This window comes from Gilvibacter sp., from assembly GCF_013214815.1.
In the GTDB taxonomy this organism is placed as follows: domain Bacteria; phylum Bacteroidota; class Bacteroidia; order Flavobacteriales; family Flavobacteriaceae; genus Gilvibacter.
Genome location: NZ_JABSPU010000042.1, coordinates 1 through 2679, shown reverse-complemented (window position 1 = coordinate 2679; position 2679 = coordinate 1). Strand labels below are relative to the sequence as shown.

Annotated in this window: 3 protein-coding genes; all 3 read left to right on the top strand. The window is 42.2% G+C overall.

All coding sequences use genetic code 11. The features are described 5' to 3' along the window. The coding region (locus tag HRT75_RS09390) for a GTP-binding protein (RefSeq protein WP_291185656.1) at positions 1 to 1084 on the top strand (1084 nt) is incomplete at its 5' end. A 248-nt stretch (positions 1085 to 1332) separates the two neighbouring features. Next, the gene (locus HRT75_RS09385; RefSeq protein ID WP_291185654.1) at positions 1333 to 2250 is read left to right on the top strand and encodes a GyrI-like domain-containing protein; all 918 of its coding nucleotides are present in this window, start codon (positions 1333 to 1335) and stop codon (positions 2248 to 2250) included. Between the two features lie 82 nt (positions 2251 to 2332). Continuing rightward, on the top strand, positions 2333 to 2679 hold a 347-nt coding region (locus tag HRT75_RS09380), incomplete at its 3' end, for an SDR family oxidoreductase (protein ID WP_291185651.1).

Here is a 2679-nt window from a genome sequence, read left to right as displayed (position 1 = left end):
TGATGCAGCACTTGTCAAAAACGAGAATACGCTTTCAAGATCTCAGGAGAAGCTAGTAGAGATGAGTAATGCGTGTATTTGTTGCACGTTGCGGGAAGATCTTATGATTGAAGTGGAGCGACTGGCCAAAGAAAATCGCTTTGACTATCTCTTGATTGAAAGTACGGGCATCAGTGAGCCGGTTCCGGTAGCGCAGACATTCTCTTTTGTTGATGAAGACAACAATATTGACCTGTCTAAATTCAGTTATGTGGATACTATGGTGACGGTGGTTGACGCCTTTAATTTCTTTAAGGATTTTGGCAGCCCAGAGTTGTTGATCGATCGTGCGTTAACTGATATTGAGGGAGATTACCGAACCATTGTCAACTTACTTACGGATCAAGTGGAATTTGCCAATGTGATCATTCTCAATAAGGCAGATTTAGTCTCCGAAGACCATATGGGATTGCTGAAAGCGGCGATTCATAAATTGAATCCATCCGCACGAATCATTGAATCGACCTTTTCTCAAGTAGCTCCGAATGAAATCCTGAATACAGGACTTTTTGATTTTGAAACTGCCGAGCAAAGCGCGGGTTGGATTGAAGAACTGAACAAAGATGAACACACTCCAGAAACCGAGGAGTACGGAATAGCCTCCTTTGTATATCGCGCCAAAAATCCCTTTCATCCTGAGCGATTTTGGAATTATGTCCAGCACCAGTTCCCTGTGAATATTATTCGTAGTAAAGGGTTGTTTTGGCTGGCTTCCAGACCGGGACAGGCTATGGTGTGGAGCCAAGCGGGAGGTTCTTTACGTGCAGATAGTGCCGGGGTTTGGTGGAGTAGCATGCCCTTTGAGCAGCGCATTGAGTATTTGGCCTTTGTGGATAATCAACAGGAAATTGAACAGGATTGGGATCTCACATTCGGAGATCGAAAGAATGAATTGGTCCTGATTGGTCAAAATATGAATGAAGCTCAAATAATCTCAGAACTCGATGCATGTCTTGCAACCGATCAAGAATTGGCACAGAGAGATTGGCAACGCGGCTATGAGGATAATTGGCCGGTTCAGCGCGCCTATCCAATTGCGGAGTAGTTAGATTTTTCCAGAACTAAATCTTCAATCGTTTTGTAGGGAATCATCAGTACTTTCTTTACTGCGGATGCAGATGATCTGTTCTTCGGAATAATCAAATTTATCGCCTTAGGTTTAATTTTCGCAGTTGCCCTTCGATTACCCAAAGGGAATGATTAGTATCCTGATTATTGCATGGTGTTACCGCAGGATTACTACCAGAAGAAAAGGATTCTGTAATTTAGCTTTTACAGACACAGAATCGCATCATGTCAGAGACTAATCAACCCATAAATCCAGATTACCAAAGCCGATTGAATCGCGTTTTTGATTATATCGATGAGAACTTGGGTGGCGATCTGTCCTTAGAGCGCATTGCGGAAGTGGCCTATTTTTCACCCTATCATTTTCACCGCATCTTTAAATTCATCACAGAAGAAACTTTGAATGAATACGTGATTCGCAGACGCTTGACCAAGGCTGCGGATGAACTGTTGCATCGAGATATAACAGCCTCAGAATTGGCTCAGAAATACGGTTTTAGCGAGGTGTCTTCTTTTTCTCGGGCGTTCAAAAAATACTTTGAGGTTTCTCCGACAGAATTCAAAAAACAGAACCCAAACAGATTTAGCAAGATAAGTCAACTCCTGCGCAAGAATGGTCAAGCCTATCCTAACGTGGAGCAATACCTTAGCATCATTAAGAATCATAAAAACTGGATTACTATGAATGCTACTATTGAGGTAAAACAAATGCCACTACTACAAACTGCTTACGTAAGTTGCAAAGGCTTGCAAAACTTAGAAACGGCCTATGGGCAGCTCATGCAATGGGCCGCACCCAAAGGGCTGATGAATGATCAAACCAAACTGGCTACAGTCTTTCACGATAGCTTTAAGTTTACTGCTCCTGCTGAGGTTAGAATGAGCGCATCCATTCTTCTAAATTCAGATGAAAAACCAGCGGGCGTTGTTAGTTTAAGAACACTAGAACCTGGAAAATGTATAGTCGGTAGCTTTGAGATTGGTTTGGATGAGTTTGAAAAATCTTGGACCGGTCTTTTTGTGTGGATGAATGAGCAGGGCTATCACAAGAACGATCAAGAGCCCTTTGAGATCTACCACAACGATTTTAAACAACATCCGGAGCAAAAGTGCATCGTTGATCTGTGTATACCTGTGGATTAATGTTTAATTTTATAGGGCGATTTTGAACCGCGTAAAAACTAGAGATTCGAGATTACCACAGCTAAAAATTGAATATTAAATTATGGACTATTCGGGCAAGAAAGTACTGATCACGGGAGGCTCCAGAGGCATTGGTAAAGCTACTGCCTTAGCCTTTGCTGCTAAAGGTGCTCAAGTTGGTGTCAATTACAAAAGCAATCGAGAAGCGGCTGAGCAAACCTTAGCGGAATTACCGGGTAAGGGTCACCAGCTCTTTGCTTGTGATATCAGTCAAAAAGCAGGTCCGCAGCAGTTGATCTCAGATTTTGTCGCCCATTATGGACAGTTGGATATTCTTGTAAATAATGCTGGTATTTCAATTTTTCACAATGTGGAAGATACTTTTGATCATTGGAATGAAGCCTGGCAAAAGCTCATACAAATGAACGT

Excerpts from the sequence above, each read along its gene's own strand:
- HRT75_RS09385 (WP_291185654.1), top strand. The coding sequence starts at position 1,333 with ATGTCAGAGACTAATCAACCCATAAATCCAGATTACCAAAGCCGATTG.